Source organism: Streptococcus oralis (assembly GCF_001588645.1).
Classification (GTDB): domain Bacteria; phylum Bacillota; class Bacilli; order Lactobacillales; family Streptococcaceae; genus Streptococcus; species Streptococcus oralis_AB.
The window spans coordinates 1-350 of the sequence record NZ_LAYF01000062.1 but is presented as its reverse complement, the minus strand read 5'-3'; the positions used below and the strand labels follow the sequence as shown (position 1 = coordinate 350).

At 47.4% G+C, this 350-nt stretch carries 1 protein-coding gene; it reads left to right on the top strand.

Features of this window, described 5'->3' with window-relative positions:
- A partial coding sequence (locus A0739_RS09845; RefSeq protein WP_155718987.1) for a family 1 glycosylhydrolase occupies positions 1-280 on the top strand: 280 nt, incomplete at its 5' end.
- Positions 281-350 lie beyond the last annotated feature (70 nt).

The window sequence follows — 350 nt, the reverse complement described above, 5'->3', positions numbered from 1 at the left end:
AAATGGCTATGTGGCTGATGATTACCGGATTGACTATCTGGCGGCCCATGTCAAGGCCATGCGTGAAGCCATCAATGAGGACGGTGTAGTGCTGTGGGGCTACACGACCTGGGGCTGTATCGATCTAGTGTCAGCCGGCACTGGTGAGATGAAGAAGCGCTATGGCTTTATCTATGTTGACAGGGACAATGAAGGCAGGGGAACACTCAAGCGCTCCAAGAAGAAATCCTTTGACTGGTATAAGGAAGTCATCGCAACTAACGGAGCATCTGTGAAATAGAAAAAAGGCTGAGATATGAATGTCTCAGCTTTTTTCCTTAGCCCTCAAGGACGAAAGTAATACTTCTAAA